This window comes from Enterobacter sp. MGH 16 (assembly GCF_000493175.1).
Classification (GTDB): Bacteria; Pseudomonadota; Gammaproteobacteria; order Enterobacterales; family Enterobacteriaceae; genus Enterobacter; species Enterobacter roggenkampii.
Genome location: NZ_KI535695.1, coordinates 4,326,856 through 4,345,543 on the forward strand (window position 1 = coordinate 4,326,856; position 18,688 = coordinate 4,345,543).

Consider the following 18,688-nt stretch of genomic DNA (forward strand, 5'->3'; position numbering starts at 1 on the left):
CCCAAGCGGGAATAGCTCAGTTGGTAGAGCACGACCTTGCCAAGGTCGGGGTCGCGAGTTCGAGTCTCGTTTCCCGCTCCAAATTCTTCTTCATCTCTAAAATATCCACAGCGAAAAGAATCGCTGGGGACGTTTTCTGTTTTCTCTGAAATACTCTTGTGAACAGAGTTATCCACAGAAACTGCGCTTAACCGAAACAGGGTTAAAACTTAGCAGGGTGAATAATATCTTCATAAGATACTGTATTTAATTAATAAAATTTGATTTCAAAATGTTATTGAGATCACTTGAACTCTTCTCCAGCCCTGATGGCGCTTGAGTTTGTAATTTTATTCACAGGCTGTGAATAGTTCAGGCATCCCGCGGAAGCCCTTTTTCAATCACCCTCACCAGACGCTGTTTCTTCGGTAGCTGCACCTCGACCACGCAGGCATTACGTTTCTCAACTTGCTGCGCAATCGCCCATTCTATGTGTTCATCAAGAAGTGGGTGCTCACCTCTACGGCTTTCAAGCGCCCGAATATTCGCTTCATCCCACGGGGCATTCCCCAGCGCGACGGCCACATTTCGCAGCCAGCGCAGATGGCCGATACGGCGGATGGCCGAACCCTCCGTCACTTTCAGGAACCAGGCTTCGGTCCAGGCGAACAGTTCAGCGAGCGGCGGGGCATGGAGCGCCTTGCGCGGGCTGAAATCCTCTTCGTCGGTGAGCTGTGAATAGCGGTTCCACGGGCAGATGAGCTGGCAATCGTCGCAGCCGTAGATGCGGTTGCCGATAAGCGGTCGGAACTCCTCCGGAATGGCGCCTTCCAGTTCGATCGTGAGGTAGGAGATACAGCGGCGCGCATCAACGGTGTAAGGCTCAACGATGGCGCCGGTGGGGCAGATGGTCATACAGGCCACGCAGCGGCCACAGCCTTCCTCTACCGGGCCGTCTACCGGCAGCGGTAAATCAATCAGCAGTTCACCGAGGAAGAAGAACGATCCGGCGTCGCGGCTAAGAATAAGTGAGTGCTTACCTGTCCAGCCAAGCCCGGCTTTTTCGGCGATCGGACGCTCAAGAATAGGCGCGGAATCGACAAAGGGTCTAAAATTCAGCGAAACACAGTGCTGCTGAATAGTTTCCCCGAGTTTTTTTAAACGGTTACGCAGAAGCTTATGGTAATCACGACCGAGGGCGTACCGGCTAACGTAACCCAGCGAGGGGTCTTTGAGCGTGCGCGCAAAGGCCGCGTTGGCGGGCAGGTAGTTCATGCGCACGCTGATGACGCGTAATGTGCCCGGCAAAAGCTCGTGTGGACGGGCGCGCATCATGCCATGACGTGCCATCCACTCCATTTCGCCGTGGTATTGTTTGTCCAGCCAGGCCTGCAGTTTGGGCTCGCTGGCGGAGAGGTCGGTATCGGTAATGCCTACCTTCTGGAAGCCAAGCTCAGCACCCCACTGTTTGATTTTTTGCGCTAATTCATTGAGATCGAGGGGCTGTGACATGACGGACCATACGGTGAAGAAAAACCCCGCAAGTATACCACATTCCATCTGGCATGCGGATGACCTCCGGCGCGCCGAAAAAGAGGCTGCAGACAGCCTCGGGATTACCCTGTATGAACTGATGCTCCGCGCGGGTGAGGCAGCGTTTGACGTTGCCCGTAGCGCCTGGCCGCAGGCCGCCCACTGGCTGATTCTATGCGGGCACGGCAACAACGGCGGTGACGGCTACGTCGTCGCCCGTCTCGCGGTGGCTGCGGGTATCCGCGTGACCTTGCTGGCTCTCGAAAGTGATAAACCGCTGCCGGAAGAGGCCAGCGCGGCGCGGGAGGCATGGCTGAACGCCGGCGGTGTGATTCATGCGCCTGATATCGTCTGGCCAGAGGATGTTGATCTGATTGTTGACGGGCTGCTGGGCACCGGGCTGCGCAGCGCGCCGCGCGAAAACGTTGCCGCACTCATTGAACGCGCTAACAGACATTCCGCGCCGGTAGTCGCCCTGGATATTCCCTCTGGCCTGATTGCACAAACCGGCGCGACGCCGGGGGCGGTGATTCAGGCGGCACATACGGTAACCTTTATCGCCCTGACGCCAGGATTACTGACCGGCAAAGCGCGGGATGTCGTTGGCGTGTTGCACCACAGTGCGCTGGGGCTGGAGAGCTGGCTGGCCGGGCAGGAAACGCACCTCATGCGTTATGATGCGTCGCAGCTTGCAGCGTGGCTCCCGCCGCGACGACCAACGTCACATAAGGGCGATCACGGCAGGCTGGTGATTGTGGGCGGTGACCACGGTACGGCGGGTGCGATTCGCATGACTGGTGAAGCGGCTCTGCGCAGCGGCGCCGGATTAGTGCGCGTGCTCACTCGCATTGAGAATATTGCGCCGATCGTCACGGCCCGACCGGAGCTGATGGTCCATGAGCTTACGCTCCAGACGCTGGAGGAAAGCCTCGAATGGGCGGATGTGGTGGTGATCGGTCCCGGGCTTGGGCAGCAGGCGTGGGGTAAACAGGCCCTGCAAAAGGTCGAGAATTTTCGCAAACCGATGCTGTGGGATGCCGACGCGCTTAACCTTCTGGCAATAAACCCGGATAAGCGTCACAATCGCATTCTGACGCCACACCCCGGCGAAGCCGCGCGGCTGCTTAACTGCAGCGTGGCAGAAATTGAAAGCGATCGCTTACTTTCTGCTCAGCGTCTGGTAAAACGTTACGGAGGTGTTGCCGTTTTAAAAGGGGCAGGAACCGTTGTTGCCAGTGACGAGACGCAGGGCGTTATTGATGCCGGAAATGCGGGCATGGCGAGCGGCGGCATGGGCGATGTGCTTTCCGGTATTATTGGCGCATTGCTTGGACAGAAACTTCCCCTTTATGATGCAGCCTGTGCGGGCTGCGTGGCCCACGGCGTTGCGGCAGATAAACTGGCTGCGCGTTACGGTACGCGCGGTATGCTGGCCACCGATCTCTTTTGCACGCTGCGGCGTGTAGTTAACCCGGATGTGATTGACGTAGAAAATGACTAATCGAGCGATTCCTTTACCTGATGAACAAGCCACTTTAGAACTCGGCAAGCGCGTGGCGCAGGCCTGTCAGGGGGCAACCGTCATTTATCTGTATGGTGATTTAGGGGCGGGTAAAACCACCTTCAGCCGGGGTTTTTTGCAGGCGTTAGGGCATAACGGGAATGTGAAAAGCCCAACCTACACGCTGGTAGAACCGTACACCCTTGAAAATCTCATGGTGTACCACTTCGATTTATACCGCCTTGCGGATCCTGAGGAGCTGGAATTTATGGGGATCCGTGATTATTTTGCCAACGACGCCATTTGCCTGGTGGAGTGGCCGCAACAAGGTGCGGGTGTGCTGCCTGACCCGGATGTCGAAATTCACTTAGATTACCAGGCTCAAGGGCGTGAGGCACGCATCAGTGCTGTTTCCTCATCAGGCAGTTCCTTACTGGCGCGTCTGGCCGGTTAAGCGTAGGGATGACGGGATGATAAATCGCGTTAAAGGTTGGTTGTTGGCTGCCACCGTGCTGCTGTGCGCGCAGGCCGGGGCGGCAAATCTTTCAGATATTCAGGTCTCGAACGGCGAAAGCCAGGCTCGAATCACGTTCAGCTTTATGGGCGATCCTGAGTATGCGTTTTCACAGCCAGACAGCCACAGCGTGGCGCTGGATATCAAACAGACAGGCGTGATCCAGGGATTACCGCTGCAGTTCAGCGGCAACAACCTGGTGAAAAGTATCCGTTCGGGTACGCCGCAGGATAGCCAGTCGTTACGCCTGGTGGTCGATCTGACCGAAAAGGGCAAAACGAAGGCGGTGAAGCAGCAAAACGGGGCGAACTATACGGTGGTCTTTACCATCAATGCCGATGTCCCGCCGCCGCCTCCACCGCCGCCTGTCGTTGCCAAACGCGTGGAAGAACCGGTGTATACGCCGCGTCCTGCTGAACCCGCGCGTAATCCGTTTAAATCGCAGAACGATCGCATCACTGCGGCAACCAGCAGCAATACGGTGACCCGTCCGGCGGTGAGTACGCGCCGTGCTGCGACCAGCGGTGACAAAGTGATTATCGCCATTGATGCCGGTCACGGTGGACAGGACCCGGGTGCGATTGGCCCGGGTGGGACGCAAGAGAAAAATGTCACCATCGCCATTGCCCGTAAATTGCGTGCACTGCTCAACGACGACCCTACGTTCAAAGGCGTGTTGACCCGCGACGGGGATTACTTCATTTCGGTAATGGGGCGTTCGGACGTCGCGCGCAAGCAGAATGCGAACTTCCTGGTCTCCATCCACGCGGATGCTGCGCCTAACCGTAACGCGACCGGTGCCTCGGTATGGGTACTCTCGAACCGTCGCGCCAACAGCGAAATGGCCAACTGGCTGGAAGAGCATGAGAAGCAGTCTGAACTGCTAGGCGGTGCGGGCGATGTGCTGGCAAACAGCCAGTCAGACCCGTATCTCAGCCAGGCGGTGCTGGATTTACAATTCGGTCATTCTCAGCGCGTCGGGTATGATGTGGCCACTAACGTATTGAACCAGTTGCAAAGCATTGGTGTGCTGCATAAGCGTCGTCCTGAACATGCCAGCCTCGGCGTTCTGCGCTCGCCAGATATCCCGTCCATCCTTGTAGAGACGGGCTTTATCAGTAACAACGGTGAAGAGCGTCTGCTGGGAAGCGACAGCTATCAGCAGCAAATTGCCGAAGCGATTTATAACGGTCTGCGTAAATACTTTGATGCCCATCCGCTGCAGTCTGCGCCACAGAGCGGCGCTGCCCAGACGGCCAGCGCAGCGCTACCGGGTGAGATGACCGCGACCAACTAAGGAGAATTCATGCCGATTCAGGTTCTGCCGCCGCAGCTTGCGAACCAAATCGCCGCCGGTGAGGTGGTGGAACGCCCTGCGTCGGTCGTGAAGGAGCTGGTGGAAAACAGCCTCGATGCGGGCGCGACCCGCATCGATATTGATATCGAGCGCGGTGGCGCGAAGCTTATCCGCATTCGCGACAACGGCTGCGGCATAAAAAAAGAGGAGCTGGCGCTGGCGCTGGCGCGTCACGCCACCAGTAAAATAGCTTCTCTGGATGACCTGGAAGCGATTATTAGCCTTGGCTTTCGTGGTGAGGCGCTGGCGAGCATCAGCTCGGTTTCGCGCTTAACGCTGACCTCCCGTACCGCCGAACAGCAGGAAGCCTGGCAGGCTTACGCCGAAGGGCGCGATATGGATGTGACGGTCAAACCCGCGGCGCACCCTGTCGGCACGACGCTTGAAGTATTAGATCTCTTCTACAACACTCCCGCCCGACGCAAGTTCATGCGTACCGAGAAGACCGAATTCGGACACATCGACGAGATCATCCGCCGTATCGCGCTGGCGCGTTTCGATGTCACCATCAACCTCAGCCACAACGGCAAGGTGATGCGCCAGTATCGCGCGGTGGCGGAAGGTGGGCAGAAAGAGCGTCGCCTGGGCGCCATTTGCGGGACCCCGTTTCTGGAACAGGCGCTGGCCATTGAGTGGCAGCACGGCGATCTGGCGCTGCGCGGCTGGGTAGCCGATCCGAACGCGAGCAGCGCTGCGTTTGCGGAGATCCAGTATTGCTACGTCAACGGCCGCATGATGCGCGACCGTCTCATCAATCACGCCATTCGCCAGGCCTGCGAAGACAAGCTCGGGGCCGAACAGCAGCCTGCTTTCGTGCTTTATCTGGAAATCGACCCGCATCAGGTGGATGTGAACGTCCATCCTGCCAAGCATGAAGTGCGGTTCCACCAGTCGCGACTGGTGCATGATTTTATCTATCAGGGCGTGCTGAGCGTGCTGCAGCAGCAGGGTGAAACGCCGTTGCCGCTGGAACACGCAGAACCTGCGCCACGCCCAATTCCTGAAAACCGTGTCGCTGCGGGCCGCAACCATTTTGCGGAGCCCGCCGTTGCGCGTGAACCGGAAGCGCCGCGCTTTTCCTCCGCAGGGGCCGCGCCGCGTCCAACGGGCGCCAACTACCCGAATGCCCAGCCTGGCTATCAAAAGCAGCAGGGCGCGTTGTACCGCAAACTGCTGGAGACGCCAGCCGTAGAGCGTAAAGAATCTATTCCGGCACCTAAGCCTTCTCTGGACGGCCATAGCCAGAGTTTTGGCCGGGTGCTGACGATTATCGCGCCGGATATGGCACTGCTGGAACGTGACGGCAAATTGATGCTTCTGGCTCTGCCGGTTGCCGAACGCTGGCTTAAACAGGTGCAGCTCACGCCGGGCGAAAATGCCGCCTGTGCGCAGCCGCTGTTAATTCCGGTTCGCCTGAAAATATCCCCTGATGAAACAAGGATATTGCAGCGTGCCGAAGCACAGCTGGCGCAAATGGGTATTGAAATTGTGCTCGAACCACAACATGTGACAATTCGTGCAGTGCCTTTACCCTTACGCCAACAAAATTTACAAAACTTGATTCCTGAACTGATAGGCTACCTGGCGCAGCAAACATCGTTTGATGCCGCTAACACCGCGCAGTGGATCGCCCGCCATCTGGCCAGCGAACACGCGCCGTGGAGCATGGCACAGGCCATCAGCGTGCTGGCGGAGGTTGAACGCCTCTGTCCGCATCTGGTGAAAGCGCCGCCGGGTGGGTTATTACAACCTGTTGATTTAAAAACGGCGATGAACGCCCTGAAACATGATTGACGTAAGTAAGGCGAGCCTGCCTAAGGCAATTTTTTTAATGGGCCCAACGGCCTCCGGCAAAACGGCGCTCGCCATTGAGTTGCGTAAAGTTTTGCCGGTAGAGTTGATTAGCGTCGACTCCGCCCTCATCTACCGAGGGATGGACATCGGCACGGCGAAGCCTGACGCAGAAGAACTGCGCGCGGCACCGCACCGTTTGCTGGATATCCTCGACCCGGCTCAGGCTTACTCCGCAGCGGATTTTCGCCGGGATGCCTTAGCCGAGATGGCCGAGATAACGGCGGCGGGGCGTATACCGCTGTTGGTTGGCGGAACCATGCTCTACTTCAAGGCGCTGCTGGAGGGGTTATCACCTCTGCCATCCGCGGACCCGGAAGTAAGAGCGAAAATTGAGCAGCAGGCGGCAGAGCAGGGGTGGGACGTTTTGCATCAGCAACTGGCGGAGATTGACCCGGTTGCCGCAGCGCGGATCCATCCAAATGATCCGCAAAGGCTTTCCCGGGCACTGGAAGTTTTTTTCATTTCGGGTAAAACTTTAACGGAACTGACGCAAACGTCAGGAGACGCTCTGCCGTATCAGGTGCATCAGTTCGCCATCGCCCCGGCGAGCCGTGAACTGCTCCATCAGCGAATTGAGCAGCGTTTTCATCAGATGTTAGCTTCAGATTTTGAAGCAGAAGTGCGGGCGCTATTTGCCCGTGGAGATTTGCATACGGACATGCCTTCCATTCGTTGTGTGGGATACCGCCAGATGTGGTCGTACCTTGAAGGTGAGATTTCATACGATGAAATGGTTTATCGAGGTGTTTGCGCCACGAGACAGTTAGCGAAGCGCCAGATCACCTGGTTGCGCGGTTGGGAAGGGGTTCACTGGTTAGACAGTGAAAAACCACAACAGGCGTTAAGCGACGTGATTGAGGTTGTTGGTGATATCGCTCACTGAATGTGTACAATTGAGGCGTATCGTGCGCAATTTTTCAGAATCGCAAGGTTCTAAGTACAAAACAAGCATATAAGGAAAAGATAGAATGGCTAAGGGGCAATCTTTACAAGATCCGTTCCTGAACGCATTGCGTCGGGAACGTGTTCCAGTTTCTATTTATTTGGTGAATGGTATTAAGCTGCAAGGTCAGATTGAGTCTTTCGATCAGTTCGTGATTCTGTTGAAAAACACGGTCAGTCAGATGGTCTATAAGCACGCTATTTCTACTGTTGTTCCGTCCCGTCCGGTATCTCATCACAGCAATAACGCTGGCGGCGGCACAGGTAGTAACTACCATCATGGCAGCAACGCGCAGGGTTCTTCAACGCCAGCGCAGGACAGCGACGAGACCGAATAAGGTTTCGCACTGTTATCCACACGGGGAGCCAGGGATCCTGCGTTCCCCGCTGATCTTTTTAGAGAGGTTTACGCTTGTTTGACCGTTATGATGCCGGTGAGCAGGCGGTGCTGGTACACATCTATTTTTCGCAAGACAAAGATATGGAAGACCTCCAGGAGTTTGAATCTCTGGTCTCTTCCGCCGGTGTCGAAGCAATGCAGGTGATTACCGGTAGCCGTAAAGCGCCGCACCCAAAGTATTTTGTTGGTGAAGGTAAAGCAGTCGAAATTGCGGATGCCGTAAAAGCAACCGGCGCGTCAGTCGTGTTGTTTGATCATGCGCTGTCTCCAGCCCAGGAGCGCAACCTGGAAGCTCTCTGCGAATGCCGTGTTATCGATCGCACGGGATTGATTTTAGACATTTTTGCTCAGCGTGCACGTACCCACGAAGGGAAACTGCAGGTTGAGCTGGCGCAGCTGCGTCATCTGGCAACGCGTCTGGTGCGTGGCTGGACCCACCTTGAAAGACAAAAAGGCGGGATTGGTTTGCGCGGCCCGGGTGAAACCCAGCTCGAAACCGACCGTCGTTTGCTGCGTGGCCGAATTACCCAGATCCTCTCACGTCTGGAAAGGGTTGAGAAACAGCGTGAGCAGGGGCGTCGGGCACGAACCAAAGCCGACATCCCGACGGTGTCGCTGGTGGGGTATACCAACGCCGGTAAATCCACCCTGTTTAACCAGATAACCGAGGCCCAGGTTTATGCCGCAGACCAGCTGTTTGCGACCCTGGACCCGACGCTGCGCCGTATTGACGTTGCAGACGTCGGTGAAACGGTGCTGGCGGATACCGTAGGGTTTATCCGTCACCTGCCGCATGACCTGGTGGCGGCGTTCAAGGCCACCTTGCAGGAGACGCGACAGGCGACCCTGCTGCTGCACGTGATTGATGCGGCAGACGTGCGCGTGCAGGAGAACATCGACGCGGTGAACGTGGTGCTCGAAGAGATCGACGCCCACGAAATCCCAACGCTGTTGGTGATGAACAAGATCGATATGCTGGACGATTTCGAACCGCGTATCGACAGAGATGAAGAGAACAAACCGATTCGGGTCTGGCTTTCTGCCCAGACCGGTCTTGGTGTGCCACTGCTTTTCCAGGCTTTGACAGAACGTCTTTCCGGTGAGGTAGCTCAGCACACGCTGCGACTGCCGCCACAGGAAGGCAGGCTGCGCAGCCGGTTTTATCAGCTTCAGGCGATAGAAAAAGAGTGGATGGAGGATGACGGCAGCGTGGGGATGCAGGTGCGTATGCCGATCGTTGACTGGCGTCGCCTCTGTAAACAAGAACCTGCGCTGGTCGACTATATCGTCTGATCAGAAAGGGGATGCCTGAATAATTCGCCCTTGCATAACAAATATGGAGCATATACATGGCGTGGAATCAGCCCGGTAATAACGGACAGGACCGCGACCCGTGGGGAAGCAGCAATAATCAAGGCGGCAACTCTGGGGGAAATGGCAACAAAGGTGGTCGCGAGCAGGGGCCGCCGGATCTGGATGATATCTTCCGCAAGCTGAGCAAGAAGCTTGGTGGTCTTGGCGGAGGTAAAGGTTCTGGCTCAGGTGGAAATTCCACCCAGGGGCCGCGCCCGCAAATGGGTGGCCGCGTAGTCGGTATTGTTGCCGCTGCAGTGGTAATCATCTGGGCTGCTACCGGGTTCTACACCATTAAAGAAGCGGAACGCGGTGTCGTTACGCGTTTTGGTAAGTTCAGCCATCTGGTTGAGCCGGGCCTGAACTGGAAACCGACCTTCATTGACGACGTGACCGCGGTCAACGTGGAATCGGTCCGTGAACTGGCGGCGTCTGGTGTGATGCTGACGTCTGATGAAAACGTGGTGCGCGTTGAGATGAACGTGCAGTACCGCGTGACCGATCCTGAGCGTTATCTGTTTAGCGTGACCAGCGCTGATGACAGCCTGCGTCAGGCGACCGACAGCGCCCTGCGCGGGGTGATCGGTAAATACACCATGGACCGTATCCTGACCGAAGGTCGTACCGTTATCCGTAGCGATACCCAGCGTGAGCTGGAAGAGACCATTCGTCCATACAACATGGGGATTACCCTGCTGGACGTCAACTTCCAGGCTGCACGTCCGCCGGAAGAGGTGAAAGCGGCCTTTGACGATGCGATTGCTGCACGTGAAAACGAACAGCAGTACATCCGTGAAGCAGAAGCCTACACCAACGAAGTTCAGCCGCGTGCTAACGGTCAGGCGCAGCGTATTCTGGAAGAAGCGCGTGCGTATAAGACGCAGACCATCCTGGAAGCACAGGGTGAGGTCGCTCGCTTCGCGAAGATCCTGCCGGAATATAAAGCGGCGCCGGAAATTACCCGTGAGCGTCTCTATATTGAGACCATGGAAAAAGTGCTGAGCCACACCCGCAAAGTGTTGGTTAACGACAGTAAAGGCGGAAACCTGATGGTGCTGCCGCTGGATCAGATGCTGAAAGGCGGTTCTGCACCGGCAGCAAAAGACAACAGCGGTGCGAACAACCTGCTGCGTCTGCCACCTGCGTCATCCGGTAGCACAAGCGCAACAACCACGTCTTCTTCGAGCGATGGTGACATTATGGACCAACGCCGTGCTAACGCGCAGCGTAACGACTACCAGCGTCAGGGGGAATAAGGATGCGTAAGTCAGTTATTGCGATCATCGTCATCGTACTGGTCGTGCTTTATACCTCGATCTTTGTGGTGAAAGAGGGCGAGCGTGGGATCAAGTTCCAGTTCAGCAGCGTCGTGCGTGATGGCGACAAACGCCCGGTGATCTACGAACCGGGTCTGCACTTCAAGGTGCCGTTCATTCAGTCAGTGAAAACGCTTGATGCGCGTATCCAGACCATGGATAACCAGGCCGACCGTTTCGTGACTAAAGAGAAGAAAGACCTGATCGTTGATTCCTATATCAAATGGCGCATCAGCGATTTCAGCCGTTACTTCCTGGCAACGGGCGGCGGTGACGTTTCTCAGGCAGAAGTGCTGCTGAAACGTAAGTTCTCTGACCGTCTGCGTTCTGAGATTGGTCGTCTGGATGTGAAAGACATCGTGACCGACTCCCGTGGCCGTCTGACCCTGGAAGTTCGCGATGCGCTGAACTCCGGCACAGCGGGCACGGAAGATGAAGTTTCAACGCCGGCAGCAGATGATGCGATTGCCAAAGCGGCTGAGCGCGTTCAGGCTGAAACCAACGGTAAAGTGCCGGTGATCAACCCGAACAGTATGGCTGCGCTGGGTATTGAAGTGGTAGACGTGCGTATCAAGCAGATCAACCTGCCGGTGGAAGTGTCCGAGGCGATTTACAACCGTATGCGCGCCGAGCGTGAAGCGGTCGCCCGTCGTCACCGTTCACAGGGCCAGGAAGAGGCGGAGAAGCTTCGTGCTGCTGCGGACTACGAAGTGGCCAAAACGCTGGCGGAATCTGAGCGTCAGGGCCGTATCCTGCGCGGTGAAGGTGATGCCGAGGCGGCGAAGCTGTTTGCCGATGCCTTCAGTCAGGATCCTGACTTCTATGCCTTTATCCGTAGCCTGCGTGCTTACGAGAATAGCTTCCAGAGCAACCAGGATGTGATGGTGCTCAGCCCGGACAGCGATTTCTTCCGTTATATGAAGACGCCGACTAACGCAACGCGATAAACTCAGACTCGTTTGAGTATTCAAACCACCGCTCCCCACGGAGCGGTGGTTTTCTTTTATAAGGAACAAAAATGAATTCAACGATCTGGCTCGCGCTGGCCCTGGTTCTGGTGCTGGAAGGTCTGGGACCGATGCTCTATCCACGCGCCTGGCGTCGAATGATCGCCACCATGAGCCAACTGCCGGATAATATTTTACGTCGTTTTGGCGGCGGTCTTGTGGTTGCGGGCATCGTGATCTACTACATGTTGAGGAAAACGATTGGCTGATCAAAAAGTGGTCGGATTTGGGATATTCTGAGGTCAAAAAGTGCTGTATATCTGAAAAAGCGATGGTAGAATCCATTTTTAAGCAAACGGTGATTTTGAAAAAAATGGGTAACAACGTCGTCGTACTGGGCACCCAATGGGGTGACGAAGGTAAAGGGAAGATTGTTGATCTTCTGACTGAACGGGCTAAATATGTTGTGCGCTACCAGGGCGGTCACAACGCAGGCCATACTCTCGTAATCAACGGTGAAAAAACCGTCCTCCATCTTATTCCATCAGGCATTCTTCGCGAAAACGTCACCAGCATCATCGGTAACGGCGTTGTGCTGTCTCCAGCGGCGCTGATGAAAGAGATGAAAGGTCTGGAAGACCGTGGTATCCCGGTTCGCGAGCGCCTGCTGCTCTCCGAAGCCTGCCCGCTGATCCTGGACTATCACGTGGCGCTGGACGTTGCGCGTGAAAAAGCGCGTGGCGCGAAAGCGATCGGCACCACCGGTCGTGGTATCGGCCCGGCTTACGAGGATAAAGTTGCACGTCGCGGTCTGCGCGTGGGTGACCTCTTCGACAAAGCAACCTTCGCTGAAAAACTGAAAGAAGTGATGGAATATCACAACTTCCAGCTGGTGAACTTCTACAAAGCTGACGCTGTTGACTACCAGAAAGTGCTGGATGACGTCATGGCGATTGCAGACATTCTGACCGGTATGGTTGTTGATGTGTCCGATCTGCTGGACCAGGCGCGCAAGCGTGGCGATTTCGTCATGTTCGAAGGTGCGCAGGGTACGCTGCTGGACATCGACCACGGTACCTATCCGTACGTAACCTCTTCCAACACCACCGCGGGTGGCGTGGCGACCGGCTCTGGCCTGGGTCCACGTTATGTGGATTACGTTCTGGGCATCATCAAAGCGTACTCCACTCGCGTGGGTGCAGGTCCATTCCCGACCGAACTGTTTGATGAAACCGGCGAGTTCCTGTGCAAGCAGGGTAACGAGTTTGGCGCGACCACCGGTCGTCGTCGTCGTACCGGCTGGCTGGATGCTGTTGCCGTGCGTCGTGCAGTGCAGATCAACTCCCTGTCTGGCTTCTGCCTGACCAAGCTGGACGTACTGGACGGCCTGAAAGAAGTGAAAATCTGCGTAGGCTACCGTATGCCTGATGGCCGCGAAGTGACCACCACGCCGCTGGCTGCTGACGACTGGGAAGGCATTGAGCCAATCTACGAAACCATGCCGGGCTGGTCTGAGACCACTTTCGGTGTGAAAGAGCGTAGCGGCCTGCCGCAGGCGGCGCTGGATTACATCAAGCGTATTGAAGAACTGACCGAAGTGCCGATCGATATTATTTCTACCGGCCCGGATCGTACTGAAACGATGATCCTGCGCGACCCGTTCGACGCATAATCTTCGTGACTGCTGGCCTGCGGGTCTCCCCGCAGGCCGGATAAGCGTAGCGCCATCCGGCGACCGCTCCTGGATCTCCGCTTTTTCGCCCCGTCTGTCAAATAAATTAGCCGCTAACTATCTGGCTGGTTTATCATCATTAATGAATATCTCTGCGGTTTGTCCGCGATTTCCCTTTTTCCTGAGGTTGATGTGCAGTTAACAAGTTTCACCGATTACGGCTTACGCGCGCTGATCTACATGGCGTCGTTACCCGATGGGAAAATGACCAGTATCTCTGAAGTCACAGAGGTCTACGGCGTATCCCGTAATCATATGGTCAAAATAATCAATCAACTTAGTCGTGCCGGATACGTTGCTGCCGTCCGCGGGAAGAATGGTGGGATCCGTCTCGGTAAACCGGCACAGAGTATTCGTGTTGGCGATGTGGTACGTGAACTGGAGCCGCTGTCTCTGGTGAACTGCAGCAGCGAGTTCTGCCACATCACGCCCGCTTGCCGCCTGAAAAAGGCGCTTTCTAAGGCCGTGCAAAGTTTTCTCAAGGAGCTGGATAACTACACGCTGGCCGATTTGGTTGAAGAGAATCAACCGCTTTATAAATTATTGCTGGTGGAATGAAGAAAATTTCCACCGGAGCTGACAACGGAGGAACCGACATGTCACACGATCCTTTCCAGGAACGCGAAGCCGAAAAATACGCGAATCCTATCCCCAGCCGCGAGTTCATCATTGAACACTTAACAAAACGCGAAAAACCCGCCAATCGTGAAGAACTTGCTGTTGAATTAAACATTGAAGGTGAAGAGCAAATTGAAGCCCTTCGCCGCCGCCTGCGCGCGATGGAGCGTGACGGGCAGCTGGTCTTTACCCGCCGCCAGTGCTACGCGCTGCCAGAACGCCTCGATCTGCTGAAAGGGACCGTCATTGGTCACCGCGATGGCTTCGGCTTCCTGCGCGTGGAAGGCCGTAAAGACGATCTGTATCTCTCATCTGAACAGATGAAAATGTGCATCCACGGCGACCAAATTCTGGCGCAGCCGCTGGGCGCTGACCGTAAAGGTCGCCGAGAAGCGCGTGTCGTGCGCGTCCTGGTGCCAAAAACCAGCCAGATTGTTGGCCGCTACTTTACCGACGCGGGCGTGGGCTTCGTGGTGCCGGACGACAGCCGTCTGAGCTTCGACATTCTGATCCCACCTGAAGAGGTGATGGGCGCCCGCATGGGCTTTGTGGTGGTGGTGGAACTCACCCAGCGCCCAACCCGTCGCACCAAAGCGGTAGGTAAAATCGTCGAAGTGCTGGGCGATAATATGGGCACCGGCATGGCCGTTGATATGGCGCTGCGCACCCACGAAATTCCATACATCTGGCCGAAAGCGGTTGAAGAGCAGATCGAAAGCCTGCGTGAAGAAGTGCCGGAAGAATCCAAAGTGGGCCGCGTGGATCTCCGCTCCCTGCCGCTGGTTACGATCGACGGTGAAGACGCCCGTGACTTCGATGATGCCGTCTACTGCGAGAAAAAACGCGGCGGCGGCTGGCGTCTGTGGGTAGCGATTGCAGACGTAAGCTACTACGTTCGTCCGCATACCCCGCTGGATAACGAAGCGCGCAGCCGTGGTACTTCGGTCTACTTCCCGTCGCAGGTCGTGCCGATGCTGCCGGAAGTGCTGTCTAACGGCCTGTGTTCCCTGAACCCGCAGGTTGACCGCCTCTGTATGGTTTGCGAGATGACCATCTCCAACAAAGGGCGCTTAACTGGCTATAAATTCTACGAAGCGGTGATGAGCTCGCACGCGCGTCTGACCTACACCAAGGTCTGGCATATGCTGCAGGGCGACCAGGATCTGCGCGAACAGTACGCGCCGCTGGTCAAACACATCGAAGAGCTGCATAACCTCTACAAAACGCTGGATCAGGCGCGCGAAGAGCGCGGCGGGATCTCCTTTGAGAGCGAAGAGGCGAAGTTTATCTTCAACGCCGAGCGCCGCATTGAGCGTATCGAACAGACTCAGCGTAACGATGCGCACAAGCTGATTGAAGAGTGTATGATCCTGGCGAACATCTCGGCGGCACGCTTCGTTGAGAAAGCCAAAGAGCCTGCGCTGTTCCGTATTCACGATAAACCGTCGACGGAAGCCATCACCGCGTTCCGCTCCGTGCTGGCTGAACTGGGCCTGGAGCTGCCGGGCGGCAATAAGCCAGAGCCGCGCGATTACGCCGAGCTGCTGGAATCCATTAGCGATCGTCCTGATGCAGAAATGCTGCAGACAATGCTGCTGCGCTCGATGAAGCAGGCGATTTACGATCCGGAAAACCGCGGTCACTTCGGCCTGGCGTTGCAGTCTTACGCCCACTTTACGTCGCCGATCCGTCGTTATCCTGACCTCTCTCTGCACCGTGCGATCAAGTATCTGCTGGCGCAGGAGCAGGGCCATAAAGGGAACACCACCGAAACCGGTGGCTATCACTATTCGATGGAAGAGATGCTGCAGCTGGGTCAGCACTGCTCCATGACCGAACGCCGTGCCGATGAAGCTACCCGCGACGTGGCGGACTGGCTGAAATGTGACTTTATGCTGGACCAGGTCGGTAACGTCTTCAAAGGCGTGATTGCCAGCGTGACCGGCTTTGGCTTCTTCGTTCGTCTGGACGAGCTGTTTATCGACGGTCTGGTGCACGTCTCCAGCCTGGATAACGATTACTACCGCTTCGACCAGGTCGGCCAGCGTCTGATCGGCGAATCTGGCGGCCAGACCTACCGCCTGGGTGACCGTGTGGAAGTAAAGGTTGAGGCCGTGAATATGGACGACCGTAAAATCGACTTCAGCCTGATCTCCAGCGAGCGCGCGCCGCGTAACGTCGGTAAAACCGAGCGCGAAAGAGCGAAAAAAGGCGGAAACGGCAAAACGAGCGGCAAGCGCCGTCAGGCCGGTAAGAAGGTGAACTTCGAGCCGGACAGCGCGTTCCGCGGCGAGAAGAAGCAGAAGCCGAAGGCGGCGAAGAAAGAAGCCCGTGCCGCGAAGAAACCTTCCGCGAAGACACAGAAAATAGCGGCCGCCACCAAAGCGAAGCGCGCGGCTAAGAAAAAGCAGGCGGAGTAAATTCTCCCCTCACCCTGACCCTCTCCCCAACCGGGAGAGGGGAAATACTTATTACGAGAACCATCAATGAGTGAAATGATTTACGGCATCCACGCGGTGCAGGCCCTTCTCGAGCGCGCACCGGAGCGTTTTCAGGAAGTGTTTATTCTGAAAGGGCGTGAAGACAAACGTCTGATGCCGCTGATCCACGCCCTGGAAGCGCAGGGCGTGGTGATCCAGCTGGCTAACCGCCAGTTCCTGGATGAAAAAAGTGACGGGGCGGTGCACCAGGGCATTATTGCCCGCGTGAAGCCGGGCCGTCAGTATCAGGAAAACGATCTGCCGGATCTGATCGCTGAGCTCGAGAATCCGTTCTTCCTGATCCTCGATGGCGTTACCGATCCGCACAACCTCGGCGCGTGTCTGCGCAGCGCGGATGCGGCGGGCGTGCATGCGGTGATCGTGCCGAAAGATCGCTCCGCGCAGCTGAACGCGACGGCGAAGAAAGTGGCCTGCGGCGCGGCGGAAAACGTTCCGCTGATCCGCGTGACCAACCTGGCGCGCACCATGCGTATGCTGCAGGAAGAGAACATCTGGATCGTCGGTACTGCTGGTGAAGCGGATCATACCCTGTATCAGAGCAAAATGACCGGCCGTCTGGCGCTGGTGATGGGGGCGGAAGGTGAAGGTATGCGTCGCCTGACGCGCGAGCACTGCGACGAGCTGATCAGCATCCCGATGGCGGGCAGCGTGTCCTCCCTGAACGTGTCTGTTGCGACGGGCATCTGCCTGTTTGAAGCGGTGCGTCAGCGCAACTGATTTTCGCCCGGTGGCGCTTCGCTTACCGGGCCTACGGTTTTGTAGGCCGGGTAAGGCGAAGCCGCCACCCGGCAAAACAACCTCACTCCTCTAACGACCGCAAATGGTCATCCTTCCTCAGCGTCATCAGCGCGAAAATACTCACTACTGCCGTCGCCATCACGTAGTACGCCGGAATATCCAGATTGCCCGTCTGCTTAATCAGCCCGGTTATGATTAACCCTGCGCATCCCGAGAAAATCGCGTTCGATAACGAGTAGGCCAGCCCCAGCCCCGTATAGCGCACGCGGGTCGGGAACATCTCAGAGAGCATCGCCGGGCCCGGCCCCGCCAGCATGCCCACCAGACCGCCCGCAATCAATACCACTATCGCTTTCACCGCCAGCGTGCTGGACTCCGCCTGCAGAAGTTTCAGCAGCGGCAGGGCGAGGATCAGCAGCAGCGCGGTGGCGATAATCATCACCGTGCGACGCCCGATCCGGTCGCTCAGGATCCCCGACGGAATGATCGTCAGCGCAAACCCAACGTTCGAAATCACTGCGATCAACAGCGCCTGATTAAACCCGGTGTGCAGCGCCGACTGCAGATAGGTCGGCATAATCACCAGGTAGGTGTACCCCGCCGCAGACCAGACCATCACGCGGCCAATCCCCATCACGATGGCCCGGAGCGTGGCGGCAATGTCCGCCTGAGCGACGGCCGGTTTGTCCTGCTGCTGCACAAAGCTGGGTGTCTCCTCCATGCTGACGCGAAGCCACAGCGCAACAGCGCCCATGGGCAGCGCCAGGAAGAAAGGAATGCGCCAGCCCCAGTCGTGCAGGGCTTCAGGCGTGAGGAGTGCGGAGAGCAGCGCCACGATGCCGGCGCCCGCTAACAGCCCCAGCGCCACGGTAAAGGACTGCCAGGCACCATAGAGCCCGCGCTTGCCTCGCGGGGCGAACTCCGTCATCAGCGAGACTGCACCGCCGTACTCGCCGCCCGCGAACAGCCCCTGCAGGATCCGAAGCAGCGTAACGATCAGCGGTGCGGCAATCCCGATGCTGGCGTAGACCGGCACAATGCCGATGGCGGCGGTAGCCAGCGTCATCAGCACCAGCACAATAATAAGCGTCGGCTTACGGCCAATTCGGTCACCGATGCGGCCAAACACCACCGCACCCAGCGGACGGAAGAAGAAGGCGATGGCAAATGAGGCGTAGGTGAGGATCAGGCTGGTAAGCCCCGCTTCCCCTTCAAGCTGAAAGAAGTTCTTCGCAATGACGGTCGCCAGAAAACCGTAGACCGCAAACTCATACCACTCGATAAAGTTACCAATGGAGCCGGCAATTAATGCTCGCTTGTGCGCATCCGGTTGCATAACTTTCCTCACTGAAAGGGGGTGAGAATAAATTATTCAACAAAAGCGAAGTCATGAAATAGTTTAT

16 protein-coding genes and 1 tRNA gene are annotated in these 18,688 nt (G+C 56.8%); 15 read left to right on the forward strand and 2 right to left on the reverse strand.

What is annotated here, in order from left to right; genetic code table 11:
* Positions 1–5 precede the first annotated feature (5 nt).
* Positions 6–81, forward strand: a tRNA-Gly gene (locus L362_RS02700).
* A 270-nt stretch (positions 82–351) separates the two neighbouring features.
* Here the strand turns inward: L362_RS02700 and queG are convergent.
* Positions 352–1,491 (reverse strand): tRNA epoxyqueuosine(34) reductase QueG, encoded by a 1,140-nt coding sequence (gene queG, locus L362_RS02695; RefSeq protein WP_023345299.1) that lies wholly within the window; start codon positions 1,489–1,491, stop codon positions 352–354.
* On the opposite strand from queG, the gene nnr reads away from it, so the two are divergent.
* From nnr to rlmB, 14 genes are all read left to right on the forward strand, one after another.
* The gene (gene nnr, locus L362_RS02690) at positions 1,490–3,013 is read left to right on the forward strand and encodes a bifunctional ADP-dependent NAD(P)H-hydrate dehydratase/NAD(P)H-hydrate epimerase (RefSeq protein WP_032637935.1); all 1,524 of its coding nucleotides are present in this window, start codon (positions 1,490–1,492) and stop codon (positions 3,011–3,013) included. The two genes, queG and nnr, sit on opposite strands and share 2 nt — an antisense overlap.
* Positions 3,006–3,467, forward strand: coding sequence for a tRNA (adenosine(37)-N6)-threonylcarbamoyltransferase complex ATPase subunit type 1 TsaE (gene tsaE / locus L362_RS02685; RefSeq protein WP_013095283.1), 462 nt, complete (start codon positions 3,006–3,008; stop codon positions 3,465–3,467). Before nnr ends, tsaE begins: the two co-directional genes overlap by 8 nt.
* Positions 3,468–3,483: 16 nt before the next feature.
* Entirely contained in the window at positions 3,484–4,824 is a 1,341-nt protein-coding gene (amiB, locus tag L362_RS02680; protein WP_021240715.1) for an N-acetylmuramoyl-L-alanine amidase AmiB, read from the forward strand.
* A gap of 9 nt (positions 4,825–4,833) precedes the next feature.
* Positions 4,834–6,678, forward strand: a complete 1,845-nt coding sequence (mutL, locus tag L362_RS02675; protein ID WP_023345301.1) for a DNA mismatch repair endonuclease MutL — start codon at positions 4,834–4,836, stop codon at positions 6,676–6,678.
* Positions 6,671–7,621: a tRNA (adenosine(37)-N6)-dimethylallyltransferase MiaA gene (gene miaA / locus L362_RS02670; protein WP_008502920.1), complete on the forward strand. Its 951-nt coding sequence runs from the start codon at positions 6,671–6,673 to the stop codon at positions 7,619–7,621. Before mutL ends, miaA begins: the two co-directional genes overlap by 8 nt.
* Positions 7,622–7,706: 85 nt before the next feature.
* On the forward strand, positions 7,707–8,018 hold the full coding sequence (hfq, locus tag L362_RS02665) for an RNA chaperone Hfq (RefSeq protein ID WP_008502919.1): 312 nt from the start codon (positions 7,707–7,709) through the stop codon (positions 8,016–8,018).
* 74 nt (positions 8,019–8,092) lie between these two features.
* Complete coding sequence (hflX, locus tag L362_RS02660) at positions 8,093–9,373, forward strand: ribosome rescue GTPase HflX (RefSeq protein WP_008502918.1); 1,281 nt, start codon at positions 8,093–8,095, stop codon at positions 9,371–9,373.
* A gap of 56 nt (positions 9,374–9,429) precedes the next feature.
* The gene (hflK, locus tag L362_RS02655) at positions 9,430–10,689 is read left to right on the forward strand and encodes an FtsH protease activity modulator HflK (RefSeq protein ID WP_008502917.1); all 1,260 of its coding nucleotides are present in this window, start codon (positions 9,430–9,432) and stop codon (positions 10,687–10,689) included.
* Between the two features lie 2 nt (positions 10,690–10,691).
* On the forward strand, positions 10,692–11,696 hold the full coding sequence (hflC, locus tag L362_RS02650; RefSeq protein ID WP_008502916.1) for a protease modulator HflC: 1,005 nt from the start codon (positions 10,692–10,694) through the stop codon (positions 11,694–11,696).
* A 71-nt stretch (positions 11,697–11,767) separates the two neighbouring features.
* Positions 11,768–11,965 carry a DUF2065 domain-containing protein gene (locus L362_RS02645; RefSeq protein WP_003855996.1) on the forward strand — a complete coding sequence of 66 codons (198 nt, stop codon included), beginning with the start codon at positions 11,768–11,770 and terminating at the stop codon, positions 11,963–11,965.
* A 104-nt stretch (positions 11,966–12,069) separates the two neighbouring features.
* Positions 12,070–13,368, forward strand: coding sequence for an adenylosuccinate synthase (locus L362_RS02640; protein WP_006178975.1), 1,299 nt, complete (start codon positions 12,070–12,072; stop codon positions 13,366–13,368).
* A 192-nt stretch (positions 13,369–13,560) separates the two neighbouring features.
* On the forward strand, positions 13,561–13,986 hold the full coding sequence (gene nsrR / locus L362_RS02635) for a nitric oxide-sensing transcriptional repressor NsrR (protein WP_023293453.1): 426 nt from the start codon (positions 13,561–13,563) through the stop codon (positions 13,984–13,986).
* 38 nt (positions 13,987–14,024) lie between these two features.
* Positions 14,025–16,466 carry a ribonuclease R gene (gene rnr, locus L362_RS02630; RefSeq protein ID WP_008502912.1) on the forward strand — a complete coding sequence of 814 codons (2,442 nt, stop codon included), beginning with the start codon at positions 14,025–14,027 and terminating at the stop codon, positions 16,464–16,466.
* A 66-nt stretch (positions 16,467–16,532) separates the two neighbouring features.
* Positions 16,533–17,264: a 23S rRNA (guanosine(2251)-2'-O)-methyltransferase RlmB gene (gene rlmB / locus L362_RS02625; RefSeq protein ID WP_023345302.1), complete on the forward strand. Its 732-nt coding sequence runs from the start codon at positions 16,533–16,535 to the stop codon at positions 17,262–17,264.
* Between the two features lie 82 nt (positions 17,265–17,346).
* On the opposite strand, the gene L362_RS02620 is transcribed toward rlmB, so the two are convergent.
* On the reverse strand, positions 17,347–18,621 hold the full coding sequence (locus L362_RS02620; RefSeq protein ID WP_023326551.1) for an MFS transporter: 1,275 nt from the start codon (positions 18,619–18,621) through the stop codon (positions 17,347–17,349).
* Between the last annotated feature and the right edge of the window lie 67 nt (positions 18,622–18,688).